The sequence below is a fragment of the Shewanella sp. 125m-1 genome (assembly GCF_052977065.1).
In genome coordinates, this window is the sequence record NZ_JBRILT010000063.1 from 1 (window position 1) to 23952 (window position 23952).

The 23952-nt window shown below is 43.2% G+C and carries 22 protein-coding genes and 1 tRNA gene; 19 read left to right on the forward strand and 4 right to left on the reverse strand.

The features are described 5' to 3' along the window. The first annotated feature begins 94 nt into the window (after positions 1–94). Positions 95–170 (forward strand) — tRNA-Ala (locus ACVBIK_RS19310). Between the two features lie 1123 nt (positions 171–1293). On the opposite strand, the gene ACVBIK_RS19315 is transcribed toward ACVBIK_RS19310, so the two are convergent. Continuing rightward, entirely contained in the window at positions 1294–3123 is a 1830-nt protein-coding gene (locus ACVBIK_RS19315; protein ID WP_447162487.1) for an ABC transporter ATP-binding protein, read from the reverse strand. A gap of 163 nt (positions 3124–3286) precedes the next feature. Between ACVBIK_RS19315 and ACVBIK_RS19320 the strand changes: the two genes are divergently transcribed. The 7 genes from ACVBIK_RS19320 (at position 3287) to sstT (ending at position 11451) form a co-directional block, all read left to right on the forward strand. Next, positions 3287–4777: an Ada metal-binding domain-containing protein gene (locus ACVBIK_RS19320; RefSeq protein WP_447162486.1), complete on the forward strand. Its 1491-nt coding sequence runs from the start codon at positions 3287–3289 to the stop codon at positions 4775–4777. Beyond that, positions 4774–5304: a methylated-DNA--[protein]-cysteine S-methyltransferase gene (locus tag ACVBIK_RS19325; RefSeq protein ID WP_447170317.1), complete on the forward strand. Its 531-nt coding sequence runs from the start codon at positions 4774–4776 to the stop codon at positions 5302–5304. The genes ACVBIK_RS19320 and ACVBIK_RS19325 overlap by 4 nt, the downstream gene beginning before the upstream one ends. Positions 5305–5465: 161 nt before the next feature. Beyond that, positions 5466–6794, forward strand: a complete 1329-nt coding sequence (locus tag ACVBIK_RS19330) for a DEAD/DEAH box helicase (protein ID WP_447163445.1) — start codon at positions 5466–5468, stop codon at positions 6792–6794. Between the two features lie 224 nt (positions 6795–7018). Next, a complete protein-coding gene (locus ACVBIK_RS19335) occupies positions 7019–7489 on the forward strand; it encodes a phosphatase domain-containing protein (RefSeq protein WP_447162483.1) in 471 nt (156 codons plus the stop codon). 32 nt (positions 7490–7521) lie between these two features. After that, complete coding sequence (locus ACVBIK_RS19340; protein WP_447170318.1) at positions 7522–9054, forward strand: phospholipase D family protein; 1533 nt, start codon at positions 7522–7524, stop codon at positions 9052–9054. 68 nt (positions 9055–9122) lie between these two features. Then, positions 9123–10049: a chemotaxis protein gene (locus ACVBIK_RS19345; RefSeq protein WP_447170319.1), complete on the forward strand. Its 927-nt coding sequence runs from the start codon at positions 9123–9125 to the stop codon at positions 10047–10049. Between the two features lie 178 nt (positions 10050–10227). Further along, positions 10228–11451: a serine/threonine transporter SstT gene (gene sstT, locus ACVBIK_RS19350; RefSeq protein ID WP_447162480.1), complete on the forward strand. Its 1224-nt coding sequence runs from the start codon at positions 10228–10230 to the stop codon at positions 11449–11451. A 103-nt stretch (positions 11452–11554) separates the two neighbouring features. Here sstT and ACVBIK_RS19355 read toward each other — a convergent pair whose 3' ends face one another. Then, entirely contained in the window at positions 11555–12925 is a 1371-nt protein-coding gene (locus ACVBIK_RS19355) for a Gfo/Idh/MocA family protein (protein WP_447170320.1), read from the reverse strand. Between the two features lie 285 nt (positions 12926–13210). On the opposite strand from ACVBIK_RS19355, the gene ACVBIK_RS19360 reads away from it, so the two are divergent. Then, positions 13211–13621 carry a hypothetical protein gene (locus ACVBIK_RS19360; protein WP_447162478.1) on the forward strand — a complete coding sequence of 137 codons (411 nt, stop codon included), beginning with the start codon at positions 13211–13213 and terminating at the stop codon, positions 13619–13621. Between the two features lie 140 nt (positions 13622–13761). Here ACVBIK_RS19360 and ACVBIK_RS19365 read toward each other — a convergent pair whose 3' ends face one another. Both ACVBIK_RS19365 and ACVBIK_RS19370 read right to left on the reverse strand, forming a co-directional pair. Beyond that, positions 13762–14430, reverse strand: coding sequence for an RluA family pseudouridine synthase (locus ACVBIK_RS19365; RefSeq protein WP_447162477.1), 669 nt, complete (start codon positions 14428–14430; stop codon positions 13762–13764). A gap of 168 nt (positions 14431–14598) precedes the next feature. Continuing rightward, on the reverse strand, positions 14599–15192 hold the full coding sequence (locus tag ACVBIK_RS19370) for an acyl carrier protein phosphodiesterase (RefSeq protein ID WP_447162476.1): 594 nt from the start codon (positions 15190–15192) through the stop codon (positions 14599–14601). A 166-nt stretch (positions 15193–15358) separates the two neighbouring features. On the opposite strand from ACVBIK_RS19370, the gene ACVBIK_RS19375 reads away from it, so the two are divergent. The 10 genes from ACVBIK_RS19375 to ACVBIK_RS19420 all read left to right on the forward strand — a co-directional run bounded on the left by ACVBIK_RS19375 (position 15359) and on the right by ACVBIK_RS19420 (position 23812). Further along, complete coding sequence (locus ACVBIK_RS19375) at positions 15359–15532, forward strand: hypothetical protein (protein WP_447162475.1); 174 nt, start codon at positions 15359–15361, stop codon at positions 15530–15532. A gap of 117 nt (positions 15533–15649) precedes the next feature. Further along, a complete protein-coding gene (gene queA, locus ACVBIK_RS19380) occupies positions 15650–16687 on the forward strand; it encodes a tRNA preQ1(34) S-adenosylmethionine ribosyltransferase-isomerase QueA (protein ID WP_447163440.1) in 1038 nt (345 codons plus the stop codon). 185 nt (positions 16688–16872) lie between these two features. Further along, a complete protein-coding gene (gene tgt, locus ACVBIK_RS19385; RefSeq protein ID WP_012154721.1) occupies positions 16873–18006 on the forward strand; it encodes a tRNA guanosine(34) transglycosylase Tgt in 1134 nt (377 codons plus the stop codon). 30 nt (positions 18007–18036) lie between these two features. Further along, positions 18037–18369, forward strand: a complete 333-nt coding sequence (gene yajC, locus ACVBIK_RS19390) for a preprotein translocase subunit YajC (RefSeq protein ID WP_012154722.1) — start codon at positions 18037–18039, stop codon at positions 18367–18369. 17 nt (positions 18370–18386) lie between these two features. Then, positions 18387–20237, forward strand: a complete 1851-nt coding sequence (secD, locus tag ACVBIK_RS19395; protein ID WP_447162473.1) for a protein translocase subunit SecD — start codon at positions 18387–18389, stop codon at positions 20235–20237. A 13-nt stretch (positions 20238–20250) separates the two neighbouring features. After that, complete coding sequence (gene secF, locus ACVBIK_RS19400; RefSeq protein WP_447162472.1) at positions 20251–21198, forward strand: protein translocase subunit SecF; 948 nt, start codon at positions 20251–20253, stop codon at positions 21196–21198. Between the two features lie 270 nt (positions 21199–21468). Then, positions 21469–21786: a putative signal transducing protein gene (locus ACVBIK_RS19405; protein WP_447162471.1), complete on the forward strand. Its 318-nt coding sequence runs from the start codon at positions 21469–21471 to the stop codon at positions 21784–21786. Continuing rightward, complete coding sequence (locus tag ACVBIK_RS19410) at positions 21786–22145, forward strand: rhodanese-like domain-containing protein (RefSeq protein WP_447162470.1); 360 nt, start codon at positions 21786–21788, stop codon at positions 22143–22145. The genes ACVBIK_RS19405 and ACVBIK_RS19410 overlap by 1 nt, the downstream gene beginning before the upstream one ends. 50 nt (positions 22146–22195) lie before the next feature. Then, positions 22196–23107 (forward strand): precorrin-2 dehydrogenase/sirohydrochlorin ferrochelatase family protein, encoded by a 912-nt coding sequence (locus ACVBIK_RS19415; RefSeq protein WP_447170321.1) that lies wholly within the window; start codon positions 22196–22198, stop codon positions 23105–23107. Positions 23108–23266: 159 nt separating this feature from the next. Continuing rightward, on the forward strand, positions 23267–23812 hold the full coding sequence (locus ACVBIK_RS19420) for a YaeQ family protein (protein ID WP_447162468.1): 546 nt from the start codon (positions 23267–23269) through the stop codon (positions 23810–23812). Positions 23813–23952 lie beyond the last annotated feature (140 nt).

Here is a 23952-nt window from a genome sequence, read left to right on the forward strand (position 1 = left end):
CCGCCCTTTCACGGCGGTAACAGGGGTTCGAATCCCCTAGGGGATACCACTATTTAAAATAATGAGATTTCGGTCTGATTGTTTAACGTAAAATGGGGCCTTAGCTCAGCTGGGAGAGCGCAACACTGGCAGTGTTGAGGTCAGCGGTTCGATCCCGCTAGGCTCCACCAAATTTATCATTCAGATGATAGACACAAAAAAACCACCTAAGGGTGGTTTTTTTGTCTAAATTTTGAACATACTTCGTTATTGTTTCCACTCAAGTTTTAGCGGGCACGCTTTAATTCTTCTGTGCATTTGTTGTTTAATACTTTGTACTGAGTGTCCCAAGTTTAGGTTGAAACGAATATTGAATCTTTTTTTAGGATCTGGAAGCTCAAGGACTGGGTACACTTAATGACTCGACACGTCTCATCAATGTTAGGGGAGAGGGGGGATACCAATCAGTATAAAGATGTGGTCGCTCAGAGAGAGTTTAGCGGCACAGAGACAAGGTCATTAAATGCTTCTCGGTAACTGCTCTTGCGTTACTCTACCGCCTATATCCATATAGTCGTGCATTTATGACATTCACCACATCTGACGTCCAGGGATGGAGGAAATGTCTTATGTATGTCGGGAACATACAAGACCATGTGGTTTGCAACGAGTGAAGCGCATAGTTGAACTAGGTTAAGCTCCCTCTTGTTCCATAAGAGTCACAGTATCAGAGCCGCTAAAACTCGCCATTCTGGCGCGTTTTTGGCTGCCTACTTCTGCGTTGAACAACTTTACAAGGGATCAACCATTCTTTCAGTTATTCGCCTTGAATTAGTTTGCCAAAAAACGTTCTGAGTAGATCAACTTCTTATACTTATTGGTATGATATCGTCGTTTGCAAAATGACAGTTCAAGTCATTATGATGGAACACCGCTTACGCTTAGTGCGTAAGTCCCAGATATCAATGATATTGAACAGTTAGAATAACCAAAGACATATTTAGACTAGTATTGCAGCTTTAGTTACAAGTGCACTGAAAGCATACAAGACTATGCTGTTCGCAGCGGGTGTAGAGCATAGTCATCCGTAACCTCTGGATGCGCTGAAACTCTGAGTCGAACACCTGCTGATACTGATTGCTATTAGCGTGAATGCTTCTACATGACAGGCGTAACGAGCTCATTTTAGTTTATTACTGAATGAGTTGGTTTTTAAGGGTTATATAGTAGGTATTTGGGCTGTAAGTATAAAAGCCACCATTACTGATGGCTTTTATATGTTTGTTACTTAAGGCTTTAATTGGGTCTAGGTTGTTAATTTACGCCGAGAAAGCCTCCTGTTTGGTGTGCCCAAAGCTGCGCGTAGATCCCACCTAAATTGATTAACTCCTGATGACTTCCTTGCTCTACAATTTTTCCGTCATCGAGCACGATTAATCGATCCATTGCCGCAATGGTTGATAGTCGATGAGCGATAGCAATAACGGTTTTTCCTTCCATTAGCTGATATAAACTTTCCTGAATTGCAGCTTCTACCTCAGAGTCTAGTGCCGATGTGGCTTCATCAAGTAGTAAAATTGGGGCGTTTTTAAGTAGAACTCGCGCGATGGCAATACGTTGACGCTGACCGCCTGAAAGCTTTACGCCTCGTTCGCCAACCTGCGCATCTAAGCCTTGGTTACCTTCAGGATCGCTCAAGTTTTGAATAAACTCATATGACTGGGAGCTTTTTATTGCTTGTTCAAGCTTGTCATCGCTGGCATCAGGATTGCCGTAGAGAATATTATCGCGGATAGATCTGTGTAATAGAGAGGTATCTTGGGTCACCATGCCTATATGCGCACGTAGTGAGTCCTGTTTGACCTGAGCAATATCCTGTTTATCGATGGTGATGCAACCGGACTCCACATCATGAAAACGCATAAGCAAGTTAACTAAAGTCGATTTCCCGGCACCTGAGCGGCCAACCAACCCGACTTTTTCGCCCGCTTTGATATGTAGATTTAACTCATCAATCACTCCACTATTTTCACCGTAGTGAAAACTGACATTATTAAAGTCGATAGCTCCTTTACTTACGTTTAGAGCTGGTGCATTCGTGATGTCATTGATATCGGTAGGCTTAGACAGCGTATTCATACCATCAGTAACTGTACCAATGTTCTCAAATAGTGAGCTTATTTCCCACATGATCCATTGCGACATACCGTTGAGCCTTAACGCTAAACTGATCGCAATCGCAATCGCGCCAACGGTAATCGCATCATCACTCCAAAGCCAAATAGATACAGCTGTAATAGCAAAGGCCAAAAGGTAATTGATAATCTGCACGCTCACGTTAATCCAGGTGACTAAACGCATCTGCCTATACACGGTATGAAGAAAGGATTTCATGCTGCTTTTAGCATACTCAGCTTCTTTTTGGGTGTGCGAGAACAGTTTTACCGTGGCGATGTTGGTGTAACTATCGACAATCCGTCCGGTCATTGTTGAGCGAGCATCAGCCTGCTCAGTTGACACTTTCTTGAGTTTAGGTAGAAACTTAAACTGTAGAGCAATATAAATAGCTAACCAAAGCAGCATAGGAACCATAAGTCGTAAGTCGGCCTTGGCTATCATTACGACCATAGAAGTGAAGTAAACCAAGATATAAACCAATACATCCAATAGCTTGGTAACCGTCTCTCTTACGGCTAAAGAGGTTTGCATCACTTTGGTCGCCACCCTGCCAGCAAAATCATTTTGGTAAAACGACACACTTTGTTTTAGCAAGTAACGGTGGGCCATCCATCGAATAGACATTGGGTAGTTGCCTAATAACCCTTGATAGACGATGAGCGCATGCAGTAACACCAGAGTCGGAATTACAATTAATACGAGCAGCGTCATCCCGAGTAATTTCATGCCTTCTTTTTCAAAAAGGGTATCGGGATCATTATTAATGAGCAGATCAACTAAATCGCCCATAAAGCCAAATAAAGACACTTCAAGAATGGCGAGTAGCGCGGTTAGAATCGACATTATAACCAGTGGAACTTCAAAGCCACGGGTGTAATGGCGGCAAAATGCATAGATCCCTTTAGGAGGCTGTTGTGGCTCCTCATCAGAGAAAGGCTCAACCCAAGACTCAAATCGTTTGAACATGTAGGTACTCAGTTAGGTGTTTTTTTGTTAGAAAAATATGAACAGTAGCTAAGTGTAAAGCTGAGGCATATATATGCAACCAATATTCAGTTCCGTTTTCCGCTAGTGATGACTAGGCTTGTTGCGTAAGATTACATTCATAAAACGATGTCTGGAATGTGGGATGCTAAATCACGACTGCAAGATTGAAAGAGATGCCTGTCGCAAGGCAAGGTTAGCTAGAGATCCTAGGTTTGATGGGCAGTTTTTTATTGGGGTGTTCACCACCAAAATATACTGTAGGCCAATTTGTCCTGCTGTGAGTCCAAAAGAAGAAAATGTACGCTATTTTGATTCAGCTCTCCAAGCCGCCAATGCTGGGTTAAGGCCCTGTTTACGCTGTCGCCCTGATAGCGCGCCGCACTCTTATGCCTGGAAGGGTACACAAACTACCCTAGAGCGGGCAAAGGCTATTATCGATGCTGGCGAACTCTCAGGCTATGATGGCCTTAGTGTAGAGACTCTAGCCGAGCGATTAGGGATTAGCAGTCGCTACCTCAGAAAACTGTTTAGCGAGAAAATGGGGATATCAGTTAAAGGGTATAGCCAATACCGGCAACTGATGTTTGCCAAGCAACTTTTACATCAAACCCAGTTGAGTATCACTCAAGTTGCATTTGCTGCGGGCTTTAATAGTGTTCGACGCTTCAATGAAGCATTTATGCAAGCTTTACAATTAACGCCTTCAGCGCTGAGAAAAACGTCCGTAAAAATGACAGCGCCTGATGGAACGCAAGAACAAGGACAGATCGTATTGCGGTTGTTGCTCAGCTATCGACCACCTCTTGCTTGGCAGCAACAGCATAGTTTTTATAAGGTTCGTGCTGTAGAACAGATGGAGTGGCTTGAAGATGAATATAGTTATGGACGGAGTTTCACCTTAAATGGAGTTAGCGGTTACTTCAATGCCAAGGTTGATACAAAGGCGAATTTGTTTGGTGTCGATATCGTATTAGAAAATGAATCAGGCCTTTCACAGCTTAGTTTAATTATTAGTAGCATTCGTAGGGTATTGGACTTAAATGCTAACGTGCTCGAGATTGACAGTGTGCTTGCATCCCTTGACCTTCTTGGAAATCAGATGATACCGGGGTTACGTCTACCTGGGGTATGGTCAACATTTGAAGCTGGCTGCCGAGCAGTATTAGGCCAGCAGGTAAGCATAACGCAAGCCTCTAAGTTACTAAATCAGTTAGTACTTGCCTGCGGGGAGAAGCGCTTAATTGGCGCAAAACAAGTGATACTATTTCCGTTACCCGAGACGATAGCAACAGCTGAGTTAAACGAGCTAAACATGCCTAGAGCCAGAAAGAAGGCGCTCAATGCACTAGGCCAGTTTGTAAGTGAGCACCCTGAAGCTGATATTGAACAATGGTTGTCGATAAAAGGGGTCGGACCATGGACCGTTGCCTATGCCAAAATGCGCGGCTTGAGTTATCCAGATATTTTACTGTGTGGCGATCTTGTCGTTAAAAAACGCATGCAGAGCCTTTATGCTGCAAGGGAAGACAAGCGATTAATATCAAAAGACTATGATGAGTTAATTCAAGCGCTCACTCAAAATGTTGCTCCATGGGGCAGTTATCTTACATTTCAGCTTTGGAACCTTTCATGAATACACTTTTACTGCCGTTAGCTAAGTTGAATTTTAAATCTGAATTTGGCGTACTCTCTCTGTGCGCTAATGCAGAAGGACTCACCCACGTTAACTTTATTCCACAGCAAGGGAATGATTGGCTATCGCGGGAAGTTAACACTAGTCAGTCACTAATTGATGCATGTGATAGTCATGGTTTAGCCAAACAACACCTGTTACAGGCTAAGCTTGAGCTGACGGAGTACTTTGCAAGCACGCGGCGTCAATTTAACGTTAAACTGGCCCCTAGGGGGACAGTGTTTCAATGCCAGGTTTGGCACGCATTAAGTGAGCTTGAATACGGTGAAAGCTGCAGTTACGCCGACATTGCCAGTCGGATTAATCGTCCAAAAGCGGTGAGGGCGGTGGGCACCGCAAACGGAGCGAATCCGATTGCTATTATTGTGCCTTGTCATAGAGTCATTGGTAAAAATGGTGCACTCACTGGATATGCTTACGGCATCGATCTTAAACAGAAATTACTGACACTAGAAGGCTTAGCTTAAAGGGGACTTGTGTGATACAAGGCGTTTTAATGTGTATTAACAATACCTACTTTTAAAATGTCAGCGCTTGTAAGCGTAAAATCAGATCAAAAATAAGCTTTTAAGTGGATATTAGCGTAGAATAAGCGCCTTATTTTTGATTAGGCGTTTACCCGTACATTATGACTCAGTCAGCATCTTCAACAGACCAAGCAGCAACTCCAACTGTGACTAGTAACTCGACTCACAGTGACTTTTCTCAACTAGGGCTCATGCCTGAGTTGCTCGAAACGCTTAAATTGCTGAGTTATACAAGGCCTACGGCTATTCAGTCACATACTATCCCCGCAGTGTTAAACGGCAAAGATGTGCTTGGCGGAGCAATAACAGGTTCTGGTAAAACGGCCGCTTTTGCGCTGCCAATTATCCAAAAAATTGCCCAAGCAAAACCGCGCTCTAAAGAGGGTAACTACGTCTCTAGCCTAATCTTAGTGCCTACGCGTGAGTTAGCTCAGCAAGTCAGCGACAGCTTTATGCGCTATTCCCAGCTAATTAAGCCTAACCTAAAAACGCTAGCGGTATATGGTGGCGTATCAACCAACACTCAAATGTTAAGCCTACGTGGTGGTGCAGATATTTTAGTTGCAACACCGGGTCGACTCATTGACTTAATCTCGAGTAATGCCCTAAAGCTTGATAAGACTCAGACTTTAGTATTAGATGAAGCCGACCGCATGTTGAGCTTAGGTTTTACCGATGAACTTAATGAATTATTGGCTAAGTTGCCGGCCAAGAAACAGACGTTACTGTTTTCAGCGACATTCCCAGAAGAAGTGCGCGAACTTACCCAATCACTACTGAGTAATCCCGTTGAAGTTCAGTTACAGGGTGAAGAAGAAAGTACCTTAGTTCAACGTGTTATTACTGTGAATCGTAATCGCAAAACGGCCTTGCTCGCTGAACTAATCAAACAAAATGACTGGCAACAGGTGCTTATTTTTGCCAGTGCAAAATACAGCTGTAATCGATTGGCTCAAAAACTTGAAAACGCGGGTATTACTGTCGAAGTGTTTCATAGTGACAAAGGCCAAGGTGCACGAAATAGAGTACTTGAAGGCTTTAAAGCTGGCGATATTCGCGTGCTTATTGCAACCGATATTGCTGCCCGTGGTATTGATATTGAAAAGCTGCCTATTGTGATCAATTTTGAACTACCTAGAAGTCCTGCTGATTATATGCATCGTATTGGTCGAAGTGGCCGTGCAGGTGAGGCTGGTCTGGCCATGAGCTTGATTGCACACGATGAATATCAACACTTTAAGTTGATTGAAAAGAAAAACAAGCTGAGATTAGAGCGCGAGCAAATCCCAGGTTTTGAAGCTGATTTAGAGGCGCCTATTGACTGTCCTTCACGTGAAGAAAAGCCGATGGCAAAACCAGCAGGTACAGGCAAGAAAAGTCGTAAGAAGTTACCAAAGGCTAATGCAGACCTTTGGTCAAAGAAGTCTTGAACATAGCGATATAGATAACAAGTGATTTCGCTAGCGGGAACATCACTAAAAGGACTCTCAATGAGTCCTTTTTTAACACTGAAAATTAGGATTTTGTGGTATAGCGCTATTTTTAGTCATGTATCACCTCGTACAGCAATAAAGCGATAGCGTAGTATTTCGACATTAGGTATTCTCTGGTCGATTTATGTCGCTTGAAACTCATAATTTATTTAGGAAACACTATGCAGCACCTATTTTGGTTAGTTGAGGGACAAATTGCAGGACGCAGTGGGCCGAATAAAGATCCATGGGATCTTGCGCAATTAAAAGCATCAGGTATCGAAGCTGTCTTATCTGTAAATAACGGTGAGGAATGCAATCAAGATGAGTTTGTCACATTAGGGCTAGACTATCTATGCGTGCCATTTTCTCGCAATATTCCGCCACAAGCAGAAGATCTAGACTATTGTGTCGAACAGGTGCCTAAAGCTCTCGCATTTATTCGAGAGTGCGAGGCGCAAGAAAAAACAGTACTTATTCATTGCCGATCGGGTAAAGATAGAACGGGCCTTATTATGGCCTACTACCTTATGGATAATGGAGCTGCACCTTTGCATGCGGTTAGTCAAGTTAGGGCTGTGCGCGATATTGCATTTAGCTCAGAGGGTTGGGATCAGTTTGCATTTGATGTGCTTTATGCGTTACAAGATTAATTAAGACTTCGCAATTGAATAAAAGAATGCAAATGGATTGCAGACACTTATTTTTAAAAATCGTTTTATTGTGGGCAGCTGTAGTAGGGTTAGTTGGCTGCCAATCTTCTCCTATTTTTCCTGAAAAACCGATATCGACCAAGCTTGCAGCCCAAGATGAGTGGCCCTTGGTTGAATATGTCGCTGACGATGTTGCAGCTCATCCAGATCAAACGGGTGTTATACCGCTGACAGACGGGGTTGATGCTTTTATCGCGCGGTTGGCTTTAGTCAACGCTGCTAAAGCAAGCATCGATATACAGTATTATATTTACCGCTCGGATGACGCTGGACGACTTCTCACTTGGCACTTAATTGAGGCGGCGCAGCGTGGTGTAAGAGTACGTATTTTACTCGACGACATGGCAATTAAAAACGCCGACGAAGCATTAGTGATGCTGGCTGATCATGAAAACATCCAAGTACGATTGTATAACCCTTCATTTGAGCGAAAATTCCGAAATATTGCCTTTGTCGCTGGGTTTTCTAGGCTGAACCATCGTATGCACAATAAGTCACTAACGGTTGATAACACCATTAGTGTGGTGGGGGGGCGTAACATTGGTAATGAGTATTTTTCTAACGATACCGATGTTGAATTTGGTGATTTTGATTTAATGGCCATAGGTGCTGCGGTAGAGGAAGTGTCGGATCAATTTGACCTTTATTGGAACGCACCACTTACAGTTGAAATCAATGCCCTCAGTTCCCATCGTGTGACTGAAGAAGAGATTGCTAAAGCACTATCATTGGTTGAAGCAGAAAAAGCCGCCTATAGCACTAATCCTTATATTGGCAGATTATTAAACAGTGAGCTGATAACAAAGATGGCAAACCGCTCATTGCCATGGTTTTGGGGGACTGCAAAGTTGGTTTATGACCAACCAGATAAGCAGAATCATCAATTGGATTCTGATAATATCCTGTCTGATCTTGGGGCTTTTTTAGAACAAGCAACAGATGAGGTATTAATTGTTTCCCCTTATTTTGTGCCAACGCGAGCGGGGACTCAAAGTATTATCGAGTCGATTAAGAAAGGGGTTGATATTACGGTGTTAACCAATAGCTTAGCCGCAACAGATGTGTTAGCCGTTCATGCGGGTTATCGTCAGTATCGGCAACAGCTGTTAGCTGCGGGGGTTAAAATATTTGAGGTCAAAGCCAATCCGGATGTGAAAAAGACCAGTAGCTGGAGCGGTAGTTCTAAAAGTAGCTTGCATGCTAAAACCTTTGTAACAGATAAGCGTTCTATTTTTGTTGGCTCCTTTAATTTTGATCCACGTTCAGCATGGTTGAATACTGAAATGGGGCTTATTATCGACAACAAGTCGTTAGCGACAAGCATCGTCGATGGTATTGAGGCAAGCCTAGTTAAAAACACCTACCGATTAGGGATAGAAGATCAACAAATTGTCTGGTTTGATGATTTTAATCAACGAAAAATATATGCTGAGCCAGATGCAGGCCTTTGGCGTATATTTCTAGTGGACTGTATCGCATTATTGCCTATTGAATCACAGCTTTAATTGTTTGCTCTGCGTGATTAGGCTAGAGTTTGTTTCATTGAGTTTAAGAATGAGTGGCTGCATAACAAATGAATGCAATAAGTAATAATAAAGTAAAGAGCAAGGCAAGCCAGTCACAAGGTTTACTCCTGTTTCAATTGTCGATGACTCAGTTGTTTGCATTAGGCACTCTGAAAATTCGAGAGTTAGTTCCCTATAGCCCTTTAAGCGCCATTCCGCATTCTCATCCTACAATCTTGGGCGCTGCGACGATTAGAGGAGCGACCATACCGATCATTGATATGGCAGCGGCAGTCGGTTATCGACCTATTTCGCAAGAAGAATTGAAAGACAGCTATATTATTATTACTGATTGCCAAAGAATGGTGATCGGTTTTTTAGTGCGTGCAATCGATAAGATTATAGAATGCAACTGGCGTGACATTGAAAAGCCACCCAGCAATTTAGGAAAAAATGCCTATCTGACAGGCGTGACCAAAATAGAAGGTAAATTGGTACAACTACTCGATGTGGAGCTCTTACTGTCTAAAGTTTTTCCTGCCAGTCCAGAAACAAGTCGAGCTATGCTGACTGATATACAGCGCGAATATTTAAAACCGCTCAATATTCTATTGGTTGATGACTCTAAAGTAGCGCGGAAACAGCTGAGTGATGCATTAGACAGTATCAATATTCCTTATCAGGTTACAGCTGATGGCCGAGATGCATTAATGATTATGGAGCAGGCCGAGCGAGACAATCGAGCCGTCGATATTTTAGTCAGCGATATTGAAATGCCTGGACTAGATGGTTATGAACTGGCGTTTGAAGTGAAGAACAATCCAGCTATTGCCCCCGCCTATATTATCTTGCACACCTCACTTTCTAGCGAGATCAGCGTCAGTCAGGCTCATCAAGTGGGAGCTAATGAGGCGCTAACAAAGTTTTGTGCTCATGAGTTGATTGACGCCATGCTGCGCGGGGCAGAAAAAGCCTTGGACAAGGCCAATCATTAGCACCTTATTAGCAATTTGTTAATCATGAGTAATATCCGAGTCTATTTGGCTGGCAAAGGTGGACAATAGTTGTCACATCCGATACAAACTGTGTAGAAGGGAGATTAATTTTATTTAAGGTTTTACCAGTAAGCCTTAAATAAAATTGCGACATACTATAAAAATGACAGGTTAACTAATGAATCAAAAAACATCCTTGTTTGCCCGTTTGGCAGACGGTAGTTTAGTGCTACAAATTCTCGTGGGTATTATTGCAGGTGCTGTTTTAGCCACCGTATCAAAAAGCGGTGCAGAGAGTGTGGCCTTTTTAGGTGAGCTATTTGTTGGTGCTTTAAAAGCGATAGCACCTATTTTAGTTTTTATCTTGGTGGCGGCATCGATTGCTAACCAAAAGAAAAATGCCAAAACGAATATGCGACCGATTGTGGTTTTATATCTATTAGGCACCTTTTCTGCGGCAGTTACTGCTGTGTTGATGAGCTTTTTGTTTCCTACCACGTTGGCATTATCATTAGACGCGGCTCAGGCATCACCACCAGAAGGCATTGGTGAGGTGATCCATACCTTATTGTTTAAGCTTGTTGATAATCCAGTTAACGCGCTGATGACAGGTAACTATATCGGTATTCTTGCTTGGGGCGTAGGCTTAGGTTTAGCACTGCATCACGCAACGGATTCTACCAAGCAAGTGTTTGCGGATGTTAGCCACGGTGTTTCTCAAATGGTGCGCTTCATTATTCGTTTAGCACCTATCGGCATTTTTGGTCTTGTATCTGCAACATTTGCGACTACAGGTTTTAGTGCTATCGCTGGTTATATGCACTTACTACTCGTGCTGCTTGGCGCCATGGCTATTATGGCGTTAATTATTAATCCTGCGATTGTGTATTTTAAAATACGCCGTAACCCATATCCTTTGGTATTTACTTGTCTGCGAGAAAGTGGCGTGACCGCATTCTTTACCCGCTCAAGTGCTGCAAACATTCCGGTAAATATGGCGTTGTGTGAAAAGCTAAAGCTGCATGAAGATACGTATTCTGTTTCTATTCCGTTAGGCGCGACCATTAACATGGGCGGTGCTGCGATCACGATTACGATTTTGACGCTGGCAGCAGCTAACACGATGGGAATTCAAGTTGATCTACTCACTGCTATCTTGTTGAGTGTGGTTGCGGGCGTTTCAGCTTGTGGTGCATCGGGTGTTGCCGGTGGCTCACTGCTACTTATTCCATTGGCATGTAGCTTGTTTGGTATTTCTAATGACGTTGCTATGCAGGTGGTTGCAGTCGGATTTATCATTGGCGTTATTCAAGATTCAGCAGAGACAGGCTTAAACAGCTCTACTGACGTTATCTTTACTGCTGCAGCTTGTGAAGCGGCAGAGCGCAAAGAAAACGCATAAATACACCGTTTAGCATTAAAGCAAAAGCCCGTTCATAGAGATGAACGGGCTTTTTTGTGGTTAATTGTCTTGTTCTGGAATGTGGTAAATAAACTTTATGGGCTTATGCACCAATGATCCCAAGTGGCTTGCCGGTTTGCCATGTCCCACGAGTGAAATCTGGGAAGTTAACCGAATTACTGCGGTTATTGACGGACTCCTCACTCAGAATATTGACCACTGACCATGAGGCGCCATCATAAACGTCTTGATCTAATGGCTCGGCATTTCTTAAGCAATACACCATGCGCCAAAGCATTAAGAAGTCCATACCGCCATGACCACCGTTGCGCTTAGCTTTTTCTCCCATACGCAGCCATAAAGGGTGGTCATACTTAGCGTACCACTTTTGCATATCCATATCCCACAGGTGATAACTGCCAGAGCCACCTTCCTCTATTGCTATTCGGTTAGGGAAGCCTGCAAACACGCCATTAGTGCCTTGAATGAGGTTATGGCGACTATAGGGACGTGGAGTGGTAGTATCGTGCTGTACCATGATGGTACGGCCTTTAACCGTTTTGATAAGTGAAGTATTGATATCGCCATTGATGTAGCTAAGTTGATTGCGTTCATGATCCGCTGAAAATTCACGCTTAGCATATTGTGCACGACCTAAGGCGGGGGAACTCATTGAAGTCATGTAATCAAATCTGTCACCGCGGTTGATATTCATATATAGGGAAACAGGCCCTAAACCGTGTGTGGGATACAAGTTGCCGTTACGTTTAGTGTGCCAATAGGTTCGCCATGAGCCAGTTTTTTGATCAATTTCTTTCATCTGCCAACGCAGTTCATGGATATAAGCAGCTTCGGCGTGTAACAGTTCACCAAACAAGCCCTGACGCACCATATTGAGCACCATGAGCTCATCTCTACCATAGTTAACGTTTTCCATCATCATGCAGTTCTTTTGGGTACGCTCTGCTGTATCGACGATTTGCCAGCACTCTTCAACAGTAAGCGCTAATGGCACCTCAACAAAAGCATGTTTACCGCTTTCCATCGTATGGATGGCCATAGGAGCGTGCCACTCCCATGGGGTTGAGATGATGACAATATCGATATCATCACGACTTAATAACGCTTTATAAGCATGTTCACTACCAGTGTATTGAGCGGGTTTAGGTAATCCTTGGGCGTCAATAAATGCGATAGATTTATCTAGTACTTGTTGATCAATATCGCATATGGCTTTGATCTCTACGCCATCGATATGACAAAAATGCTTTACATGACCAGAGCCACGTTGGCCGACGCCAATAAAACCCACTCTAACCGTGTCCATTTTAGGGACCACCAAGCCCATTATAGACTGTGCATTAGCGGGTTTCTTTTGTACTGCGTGAGCGCTGGATAGTGGTAGTTGGGAGGTGATCAATCCTGCTGCGGTGAAGCCTGCAGTTTTTAAAAACAGTCGGCGATTAAATGTCATTTCCACTCCTGTAGTATTGTTATTAATTCTTCAACAAGAGCATAAAGTTATATCAGATTTGGTTTGGAAAAGGTTAAAAACTGATGAGGGGTCATTTGTGCTTGTCTTTTTATGCGTATTTACTAAAGTAATGCATAGAAAGTGATTTATATCGCGTTTTTAATTTTTTAGTGCGATACACTTTATGTTAAAAGGTAGCAGTAACCTTGTGATTGCTTTCTTTGTTTATACTTGATTTAGTAAACAAAAATATTACAAATGCTTTTTAAGGGAGAAAACTAGCAGATGACTCTTGTACGCAATAAGACAGATGAAGTTATTCAAATTGAGAAAGAGGCAAAACTCAAAGAGATGGAAATGTCGGTAGTTGAGAAGCGTAAACGTTTATCTTGGCGAGAGGATGAACTCAATACTCGTGAGGTTGTTGGCCGTTGGATAGATGAAAGGCCTTTGCTAGGAGACAATATAACCCTTTATAAGCAGTCGGGTAGGTATTACCTAGAGACTTGGTATCTTGATGGTTGCCACAGTTTAGATGAAATGACCTCAGAACAAACTGAAGAAGGCATCAAACTTGAAGATAAGGGCGGCAATATTTTTGGTGAATATTTCATGTTTACTGAAGGTAAAGACCTTAAATTTTGTAATTCAAGCAACTGTTATTACACGGCTAAAGTTAATTTAGAAGCGGTATAGAGTTAACACTGCAGCTTTTTGGTCCGGGCAGTTTAATAAAATCAAAAAGGGGCATAAGCCCCTTTTTAGTTTTCAGCCTGAAACCTCTCTCCTGAAATCTACCTCCTGAAATCTACCTCAGAAGGTGATTCTTTTACTCACTAATTTACCGCGGTAGAGAAAGGATGCGCACTGCTAAATAGCATAGATTTACCTGAGTAAGGGTGAGTAAAGCTTAAGCTTTGTGCGTGTAGCTGGAGTCTCTTTGCTGCTTTGATGACGTGCTCATCACCATAGAAATCATCCCCTAAAATGGCATGCCCAAGTGCGAGCATATGCACACGTAATTGATGGGTTCTACCTGTGACGGGTTTTAGCTCAACTAAACTACTTGCAGTCTTTTGAGCCAGCAGTTTGTAATGGGTAATAGCAGATTTACCCGAGGCACTGAGAATCTGTTTAGGCGGGTTGAGTTTATCTGCTGCGATAGCAAGATCAATCACACCGCTTTGCAGGTTCAGTACGCCATCAACTTCTGCTATATAGGTTTTTTGAGTTTGTCTATTTTGAAATTGGGTTTTAAGGCTCGACTCTGCTTTTTTATTACGTGCAAATACCATGATACCTGATGTTGCACAGTCCAAACGATGCACCAATATGGCGTCTTTAAAGCGCTGTTGCAGTCGAGTGAGTGCACAATCGTGGGTGTATTCAGCGATCCCAGGATTAGAAAGTAAGCCTGATGGCTTATTGATAACAATAATATCTCGGTCGATATAGCGGATATCTAACCAAGGAATACTGGGGGGCTGATAGCTAAAAATTTGCATGAGTTCTCCTATTGCGGCGCAATTCTAGCAAATTTGTTCAGCTGAAGCATCGGCTTAATATGATTATTAATCAGGATTGGATAGGAAGGGGGCATACATTCGAGTGCCATTGCACCCGAATGTAATGATATCGGCTTAGCCTATAAGTATGGAGTACTTAGCGTGTTTTTATAAATACTCAGGCGGGGTATTACGTGTCCACAGACGGCTATAGGCCATCAATTGTGGGTAAAAGGTGCGAAAAGCGATTTCAATTTCGGTGTCGAGCTTTTTAACACTGTCTAGGGCACCGTTAAAAATTTCAGGTTTGGAAACGCGTTTAGCCACTGAGCTGATAGTTTGATTTAGGCCGTTACGAGTCTGATAGGCGACGAGCCAGTTCTCGGAACGGATCTTTGGGGCAATAGCAACGAGCTGCTCGGGTAAATCACGACATTCATCAATGTCTTTATAAGCTTTAACTGCAAATTCTTCGAGGCTTTGATGATGGTATTCGTCCCAGTATTTAGCCAGCATATGGTCAAAACTTAGATCGATAAGGATAGGTGCAGCACGGGTTAACGATTTAGGAAATAGCGATAGCAACTCTTTAGTGATTTCGTGGCTATCGGTTAGCTGATCAATTTGGCGGTGTAGCCATATCCCTTGTTGAAGATGTTTTGGGAAGTGCTCAATGCTGCCTTTAGCAAAATCTCCGGCAATATTGGCAGCCAATGAGGTTTGGCTATTATCTGCTAAGTGCAGGTGTGCAAGGAAGTTCATATTTTATACTTGGTAATACGCATACTTCACGTTATCATGCGCGGTGATGCTAAGGAAATCCTTTCTCGATAAGTTTACATATAAACGCGAGATTTAGGTGTTCTTTAAAGGATGCGCATCATTTTAATGTTATATACCCATCAATTAAACGGTTTGAGGATCAAGGATGATGTGGAACTGGTTAACCCAAAAGCTTGTGAAGAATGATCAAGTTAGACGTAAAAAAGTCAAAATTGATATTCCTTATGCACAGCACAGTTATCGAATTGAAGATTTTGACGTGAAATCGTCGGCTGATGTGACTAAAGAGCAGCCGAGTAAACTAAAATCATTCAATTAAAAATCAAATTTTACTTCTGTAAACGCGCATATTGACGGTTTTTTGAGGTCGGATTGTTGATCTTCTTTTGCTCTGGCCATAGACTAGCGGCCGATTTAGACACAGTTGAGACTTTCCATGCGCGTTGCAGATTTTTCTTTTGAACTCCCTGACGAGTTAATTGCCCGTTACCCTACGGCCGAACGAACAGCGTCCCGGTTATTGTCACTTGATGGTAATAGCGGCGAGCTAGCCGATCTACAGTTCACCGATATTTTAGATCAAGTCAGCTCTGGCGACTTAATGGTCTTTAATAATACTCGAGTGATCCCTGCACGTATGTTTGGTCAAAAGCAATCTGGTGGAAAACTCGAGATCTTAGTTGAGCGTATGCTCGATGATAAGCGAGTGTTAGCCCATGTTCGCTGCTCTAAGTCACCTAAAGTAGATTCGATTATCTGCCTAGATGGTGGATATGAAATGATCATGGTCGCAAGACATGACGCCTTATTCGAACTCGAGTTACAAAGCGATAAAACGATTTTAGAAGTGCTCGAAGAAGTCGGACACATGCCGTTGCCGCCTTATATCGATAGACCTGATGAAGACGCGGATAAAGAGCGTTATCAAACCGTTTATAATCAAAATCCGGGCGCCGTTGCGGCTCCAACTGCGGGGTTACATTTTGACGATGCAATGCTGGCCAAGTTAAAAGACAAAGGCGTCAATACTGCGTTTGTTACTTTGCATGTTGGCGCGGGTACTTTCCAGCCTGTGCGCGTAGATAATATCCTTGACCATAAAATGCATTCTGAATGGGCAGAAGTGCCGCAGAACGTAGTGGACTTAATTGCTGAAACGAAAGCGCGTGGCAATCGTATAATTGCAGTGGGTACAACATCGGTGCGCTCACTTGAAAGTGCAGCGAAGGCTTCTCAAGGCGAGTTACAGCCATTTAGTGGCGACACCGATATCTTTATCTACCCTGGATACCAGTTCCAAGTGGTCGATGCGATGGTGACAAACTTTCACCTGCCAGAGTCGACACTGATTATGTTACTGAGTGCTTTTGCCGGCTTTGATGAGGTAAAAAACGCCTATCAACACGCGATTGCTCAAAAATACCGCTTCTTTAGCTATGGTGACGCCATGTTTGTGACCAAAAAAGCGAACTAATTATCCAAATTGCTTTAAAATACCCAGTTCATATTAATGAAGTGGGTATTTTTTTATCTGCAGATTTAATGCATATTTTGGCATTTTAGGGTTGATACTGAATTGTTTGCCCTTATGTTTGTCATAGTCTTAGACTCAATACTTGAGTTAACTCAGGTCAGACTGTTTATCTGGCGAGGTGAAAAATGAAATTTGAATTAGATACAACTCAAGGCCGCGCGCGTCGTGGTCGCTTGATTTTTGAACGCGGTACGGTTGAAACGCCTGCATTCATGCCTGTTGGTACTTATGGCACTGTGAAGGGCATGACTCCTGAAGAAGTGCGTGAGACTGGCGCAGATATTCTACTAGGTAATACATTCCATCTTTGGCTACGTCCAGGTGAAGAGATCATGCGTAAGCATGGCGATCTTCACGACTTCATGAACTGGCAACGTCCTATTCTGACAGACTCTGGCGGATTCCAAGTATTTAGCTTGGGTGATATCCGTAAGATCACAGAAGAAGGCGTGCATTTCCGTTCACCAATTAATGGTGAAAAGATTTTCTTAGATCCAGAAAAGTCGATGCAAATTCAAGACTCATTAGGCAGTGATGTGGTAATGATTTTTGACGAATGTACCCCGTACCCAGCAACAGAGGACGAAGCGCGTAAATCGATGCAGATGTCACTTCGTTGGGCGCAGCGTTCACGCGATGAGTTTGACAGACTTGAAAACCCGAACTCTTTGTTCGGTATTATTCAAGGCGGTGTGTATGAAGACCTGCGTGACGAAAGCTTAAACGGCTTAGTCGATATTGGTTTTGATGGATACGCTGTTGGTGGCTTAGCAGTTGGCGAGCCTAAGGAAGACATGCACCGTATTCTTGAGCATGTTTGTCCAAAAATTCCAGCTGATAAGCCTCGCTACTTGATGGGGGTCGGTAAACCAGAAGATTTAGTTGAAGGCGTACGCCGCGGTGTAGACATGTTCGATTGTGTTATGCCAACGCGAAATGCTCGAAATGGTCATCTGTTTACCAGTGAAGGGGTTATTAAGATCCGTAATGCACGTCATCGTGATGACACTTCACCACTCGATGATAAGTGTGATTGTTATACCTGTAAGAATTATTCTCGGGCATACCTTTACCACTTAGATCGTTGTAATGAAATTTTGGGTGCTCGATTAAACACCATTCATAACCTTCGCTATTACCAAAGATTGATGGAAGGTTTGCGTGGCGCTATCGAGACAGGTACATTAGACGCCTTTGTTACGGAATTCTATACCAGCCAAGGTCGAGAAGTACCTGAAGTTCCTGAATTATCCGATTAATTTTTACTCAGACAATAAGAAGAGAATACTATGTTTATTTCAAACGCATATGCAGCTGATGCACCTGTTGGCGGCGCTGGTGGCACAATGGAATTGATTTTCATGTTGGTCATTTTCGGCCTGATTTTTTACTTCATGATTTTCCGTCCACAGTCAAAGCGTGTTAAAGAGCACAAGAACCTAATGAGCTCGTTGAGCAAAGGTGATGAAGTGCTAACCAGCGGTGGTATTTTAGGTAAGATCGCTAAGATCAGTGATGAAAACGATTACGTTTTGTTGACTATCAACGAAACCAGCGAAATCACGATTAAGAAGGATTATATTGCGGCCGTATTGCCAAAAGGCTCTATTAAGTCACTTTAAGCCAAGAGGGCAATGGCGTGTTGAATAAATACCCGATGTGGAAAAACCTGATGGTGATAGTCATTATCGCCATCGGTGCATTCTATGCGATCCCAAACCTTTACGGTGAAGACCATGCTGTTCAAGTGGTTGCAACCCGAGGGGCTGAGGTCTCAGCGTCGACTATGTCGACAGTAAATGATGTATTAAAGAGCAAAGGAATCGCTGTTAAGCGTTCTGAGCTTGAAAATGGTCAGTTGTTAGTACGCGTCAATAATGGTGAAGAGCAATTAATTGCTAAAGAAGCGATTAGCGATGCACTAGGCGACAAGTTCACCGTAGCCTTAAACCTAGCTCCAGCTACACCTGAGTGGTTAGAAGCTATGGGCGGTTCGCCTATGAAACTAGGTCTGGATCTGCGCGGTGGTGTTCACTTTTTAATGGAAGTGGATATGGGTGAAGCGATTCGTAAGATGACCGAAGCCAAAGTTGCAGACTTCAGAACTGATTTACGAGCTGAGAAAATTCGCTACGCGGGTATTCGTGATGGCGCCAAAGGCATCGAGATTAAGTTCCGCGATGCAGAGACATTAGCTAAAGCTGAGCGCTTTCTAAAGTCTCGCAGCAATGACATGGTCTTCCAAGACAAGACTGTCAATGATGACTATGTCCTTGTTGCAAATCCAAGTGAAGCTTATTTAAAGCAAGTTAAAGAAGAAGCACTGCAGCAAAACATCACTACACTGCGTAACCGTGTCAATGAGTTGGGTGTAGCTGAACCTGTTGTGCAGCGTCAAGGTGCTGAACGAATTATTGTTGAGTTACCCGGTGTTCAAGATACTGCGCGTGCAAAAGAGATTTTGAGCGCGACAGCATCGATTGAATTCCACATGGTTGATGAAAAAGCTGACGTTCAAGCTGCTATGAGCGGCCGAGTACCTGCAGGTTCTGAGCTTTATCAGCGCCGCAGCGGCGGTCCAGTGGTATTGAAGAAAGCGGTTATGTTGACCGGTGATCATATTCAAGGTGCACAACCAAGCTTTGACGAGTACAGTCGCCCACAAGTTGCTATTAATTTAGATGCTAAAGGCGGTTCAATTTTCTCAAACGTGACCAAAGATAACATCGGTAAGCCGATGGCAACGCTATTTATCGAGTATAAAGATACCGGTGAAAAGAATGCCGATGGTAGCGTTAAGATGAAGAAGATTGAGGAAGTCATTTCGGTCGCTACTATTCAAGCACGTCTTGGTCGTAACTTCGTTATCACAGGTCTAGAGCATGCAGAAGCACAGAACTTAGCGCTATTGCTACGTGCTGGTGCACTTATTGCCCCTGTTTATATCGTTGAAGAACGTACAATTGGTCCAAGCTTGGGTAAGGAAAACATCGAAAATGGTATGCAAGCCATGATCTGGGGTATGGCAGTAGTGCTTATCTTCATGTTGGTTTACTACCGTGGCTTTGGCTTAATTGCTAACTTAGCATTGACGGCTAACTTAGTGATGGTCGTTGGTGTTATGTCAATGATCCCTGGTGCGGTGCTAACACTGCCTGGTATTGCCGGTATGGTATTAACCGTTGGTATGGCGGTTGACGGTAACGTACTTATTTACGAGCGTATTCGTGAAGAGCTACGTAACGGCCGTAGCGTCCAGCAAGCGATTCATGAAGGATACGGCAACGCATTCTCTACCATTGCTGATGCTAACATTACTACCTTTATGACAGCACTTATCTTATTTGCTGTGGGTACAGGTGCAGTGAAAGGCTTCGCGGTGACCCTAATGATCGGTATCGCCACTTCTATGTTTACTTCTATCGTGGGTACTCGTTCAATTGTGAACGCGATCTGGGGTGGTAAACGCGTGAAGAAACTGTCTATTTAAGGGGAAGTTGATAATGTTACAGATTTTAAATGTTAAAGGCACAGTCAACTTTTTACGCCATGCACTTCCTATCAGTATTTTCTCTGCTGTATTAGTGCTAGGTTCGCTTGCGACCTTAGCGACAAAAGGTATTAACTGGGGTCTTGATTTCACCGGTGGTACCGTTGTTGAGCTTGAGTTTTCTAAGCCAGCTGATTTAAATGCGATTCGTACTAATCTTTCTAGTGAAGCCGTGGGCGGCGCAGTGGTGCAGAACTTTGGTTCTAGCCGAGACATACTTATTCGCCTCCCTGTAAAAGACGACTTTAAGAGCGAAGATCAAGTTAATGACGTAATGGATGCAGTGACTCAACTGGATCCCTCTGTTATTCAAAAGCGCGTTGAGTTTGTAGGTCCTCAAGTGGGTAAAGAGCTTGCAGAACAGGGCGGCCTAGCGGTTTTAGTTGCCTTGATATGTATTCTTATTTACGTTTCTTTCCGATTCGAGTGGCGTTTAGCACTTGGCTCGGTAGCGGCACTTGCGCACGATGTTATTGTCACTTTAGGTGTGTTCTCTATACTTCAGTTGGAATTTGACTTAACAGTATTAGCGGGCTTGCTAACGGTTGTGGGTTACTCTCTGAACGATACGATTGTGGTATTTGACCGTATTCGTGAGAACTTCCTCAAGCTGCGTAAAAGTACGCCAGAAGAAGTGGTTAATATCTCAATCACTCAAACAATGAGTCGTACCATTATTACAACGGGTACAACATTAGTTGTGGTTGTAGCGCTGTTTCTTAAAGGCGGTACTATGATCCATGGCTTCGCAACTGCATTGCTGATGGGCATTTTCGTCGGTACATTCTCGTCAATCTACGTGGCGAGCTTCTTAGCGATCAAGCTAGGCATTAATCGTGAACACATGATGCCTGTTGAAATCGAAAAAGAAGGTGCTGATCAAGACGCATTGATGCCTTAATCTTTACGTCTGTGAAGAAGCCACCAGTTAGGTGGCTTTTTTTATGTCATATTTATAATACCAATAGCATATTTAGTACGATTTTCATAAGACATTGGTAGCGTGAAAAACCACGCAATAACGTTTAGTTAAGTATTTTCTGCTGTTCGAAAAAGCAGCGCTCGACAGGCCTGATGATTTAGCGTTAGCATGTAAACCTATTTTATAAATAGCACTTATAGCGTCTTAACCTTAAATTTGCCAAATAGAGCAATAGTTGTAGGAAATAACATGGAAGAGCAAACACGTTTAGTTGCAGCAGGGAACCTGCTTGAGGCTCATACTTGGAAAGGTATGCTCGAATCGAGTGGTATACAAGTTGAGTTAAAAGGAGAAGCGCTATTGGGTGGTGTTGGCGAATTACCAACGGGCATTCAAAATGTTGAGCTGTGGGTTGCACAGAGTCAGTATGAAAATGCTAAGGCTCAAATGGCCTCACTCAATGCACAATGTCCAACATGGAAATGTGTCAATTGTCATGAAATTAATGAATCAAGTTTCGAACTCTGCTGGAATTGCAGCGCCGAACGCAGTGAGAAATACAGTTAATGAAACATAATCCGGCATTCTTAGCCTTAGTGCAAAGTATTTTACCCCACATTACCGAAGTGAGCGTTGAGCAATACCAATCGATGGCTGGCTGGGTGTTACTTGATGTTCGAGAAGACTCAGAGTGGCAACAAGGGCGGTTACCTAATTCGCAGCATCTAGGGCGTGGGATTATCGAGAGAGATATTGAAACGCGTTTTCCCGATAAGCAAACGCCACTGGTATTATATTGTGGTGGTGGCTACCGCTCGGCGTTAGCCGCGAACAACCTTCAAGTTATGGGTTATTCGAAAGTGGTATCGTTAGCGGGTGGTTATAAAGCTTGGCTTGAGCGACAATTGCCGATAGAACACGACTAATTAAGTTGTAAAAAAATCAGTTGTAAACTATCTAAAGGTGCTGCTCATAAATGCAATATTTTCCGCTATTTGTCGATACTCAATCGCTTAAAGTTTTGATAGTTGGTGCTGGCGACGTTGCTAGCCGTAAGCTTGATTTACTGACTCGAACTGAAGCAAGTATTAACGTCATTGCAACCGAGGCCTGTCAAGATACGTTAAATTATGCACAGAGTAAGCGCATTAGCCTTGCGCTTAGAGCCGTTAATGATGCAGACATTACAGACTGTGATTTAGTTTATCTTTGTACTGCCGATACTGAGCTCAACGAACGCCTTGCTGAAATCGCTAAGGCGCAAGGGATCTGGGCTAATGTTGTCGACAACCCTAAGTTTTGTCGTTTTATTACCCCCTCAATCGTCGACCGAGGGCGCTTACAAATCGCCATCAGTACGGCGGGCGCTGCGCCTGTGTATGCCAGAGAATTAAGGGCGCGGCTAGAGTCTTGGCTGCCGCTCTCTATTACGTCGCTATTTGACTTTATTGCTGAGCGCCGTCAAGAAGTGCAACACCGGTTGCCTGTTTTTAAGCAAAGGCGCATTTTTTGGGAACAGTTTTTTAATCGCAATGGGTCACGTTTTGATGCGAAAACCGAAAGTCACTACGAAACAAGTTTTTCCATGGAGTCGACAGTAGGGGAGTTATTACTCATTGATAGCAGTACGCCAGCTCATCTGCTACCTATTGGCGCCATGCCATATCTACAAAAAATCGAAGTGACATATTCTACACAGGCACTGCCGTTTGAACTTAATGAGTTATTAAGAAGAGACGCCAGTTTGAGTGATGTGTTTAACGATGAATCAATCGCGTTGCAATTGACAAAAGGTGAGTCATGTTTGGTTTATGGCGATATTGATGAAATTCGCCATTTGGCTAAACAATTTCCTGCCGCTAAGTATTTACAGCCTGGCAGTTTTTAACTTTGTTTACTAACAGTCTCAGCCGACTTTGCTCGCTGAGACTGTTCGCGTTCTTATGTTAGCCATTTAAATGGGAAATGAACATTAGTGGCATGATGATGTGTCGCTAGTACTAATTTAAGGTAAACTTGGCGCAAATCCTTTTGTGAAACACTTTCAATGGCCAAAAAAGCTACCGTATATAAAATCGCAATTCAAATCGCTGATATGGATCGTGGCTACTATCAAGATCATCAATTAACTGTTGCACAGCACCCGTCAGAAACCGATGAGCGTATGATGGTCAGATTGCTTGCTTTTGCCATGAATGCCAGTGACTCACTGACATTTAGTAAAGGGCTGTGCGTTGATGATGAGCCTGAGCTTTGGGATAAGTCTTTGTCTGATGAAATCAACCTATGGGTTGAGTTTGGGCAAAGTGATGAAAAATGGTTACGTAAAGCTTGCGGCCGCGCTAAAGAAGTTCAACTGATCACTTATGGTGGTCGTAGCGTGCCGATCTGGTGGAAACAAAATGAAGTGGCGTTTGAGCGTTACGACAACTTAACCGTCTGGAATATTCCAGAAGAGTCAGTTAAAGCGATGGGGCAGTTGGTTGGGCGTAATATGTCTTTGCAGTTTAATATTTGTGAAGGTCAAATTTGGATCTCTGATAACGATAACAGCGTGCTAGTTGAGCCTGAATTACTAAAAGGCCATAAGTAAGCTTACTTATACTGTCTCAGTGTTATCGAGTGCCCCAAGCTATAGGTATAAAAAAGCCAGTCACGAGGGTGTAACAGATTCTGTGTAACTGCAGTTTTAGTTAATATGTTTCACAAGTCTGTCTTCAAACTCAATAATAA